This window comes from Pseudonocardia sp. SID8383 (genome assembly GCF_009864975.1).
GTDB classification, from domain to species: Bacteria; Actinomycetota; Actinomycetes; order Mycobacteriales; family Pseudonocardiaceae; genus Pseudonocardia; species Pseudonocardia alni.
On sequence record NZ_WWFY01001193.1, the window covers coordinates 1 to 1,293 of the forward strand.

Sequence of the window (1,293 nt, forward strand, 5' to 3'; positions counted from 1 at the left end):
GACCGGAGCGACGTCGAGGAGACCGTCCCGGGCACGCCGCACGTCGTCCCCGCCGCGACCGCCACCGTGACCGTCGACGACGACCGCCGCGACGGCGCGGCGCATCCCGCCCACCGTGTGACCACCGGCGACGACCCGGCCCGCCCCACCGCCGGGCCGGCACACCCGGGGCCCGGATCCGACCGGAACCACGTCGGCACGTCGCCCGCCGGGGCCGAGACGAACGGAGCCGCACCGGCCACGGAGGACGCCCCGGCGGACCCGGCCCACGCCGGACCGGCTCCGGACATCCGGGCCGGACTCGACCGCCCCGCAGGCACCGGACCGGCCGGAACCGGGCCCACCGGCCCCCGGCCCCCGGCCGACGAGGCCGACCCCGTCGACGAGGCCCCCACCCCACCTCCGGGCGTCCCGATCCTGCGCGCCCCGACACCCCCGGCCCCGGCCGACGGGGAGCGCCGCCCCCGGCACCTCCTGCTCACCGACGACGAGCCGGACGAGTGGGACGCCACCGAGCGGGACACCACCGGGTGGGACGGCACCGTGGAGGACCCCACGGAACCGGCCGACGTCGTCGCCCCCGCAACGGAGCCCGCCGCACGGGCGACGCAGCACCCCGCGCCGGGTCCGGCGGAGGACCCCACGACGGGGCCCGCGGACGCACCCGCGCCGAGGCCGCGGCCGCGACCCCGCCCCGCCGGGGGCCTGGCCGACCGGCTCACCCCCACCGAACAGGACCTGCTGCAGCGCCTCCACGAGGAGCTCGCCGCCCGCGAGAACGGCGGCGAACCGACCCCGCGCAACGGCACCGCCCGCACCGACCGGGGCTGAGATCCCGGCCGGGCCCGGCGGCCGGTGCGGAGGATCAGCCGACCGCGCGCACGATCCGGTCGATCACCCGCTGCAGGTGCAGCGCCCGTGCGGCGTCCACCGGGAGGTCGGCGCCGGAGTCGATCGCGTCGGCGAGGTCGTCGAGCAGCGCGCCGAAGCAGGCGACCGCGTCGGCCGGGCGACGGTCGAGCACGTACCGGCCGCGGCCGTCCTCCCCGAGCCCGCCGACCAGCGCCACCTCGAACTCGGTCGGATCCACCGGGACACGCAGCGACAGCACCACAGAGCTGCGGGCGCCGCCGTCGTGGACGAGGCCGATCCGCCACAGGTCGGGCTCGTCGCGGTGGGCGTGGTCGACGTCGACGACCGGTCCCAGCGCCGCGTCGAGCAGGTCCACGACGTGCGGGCCGACGTCGAGCAGCGCCCCGTGCTCGGCCCGCCACGACGACGCCGCGAACGGCC

General features: G+C 79.4%; 2 pseudogenes. One reads left to right on the forward strand and one right to left on the reverse strand.

Going from position 1 to position 1,293, the window contains the following annotated elements:
- Nucleotides 1-831, forward strand: a pseudogene (locus GTW08_RS29065) (hypothetical protein); the annotation flags it as partial.
- Nucleotides 832-865: 34 nt separating this feature from the next.
- Here GTW08_RS29065 and GTW08_RS29070 read toward each other — a convergent pair.
- A pseudogene (locus GTW08_RS29070) lies at nt 866-1,293 on the reverse strand (gfo/Idh/MocA family oxidoreductase); the annotation flags it as partial.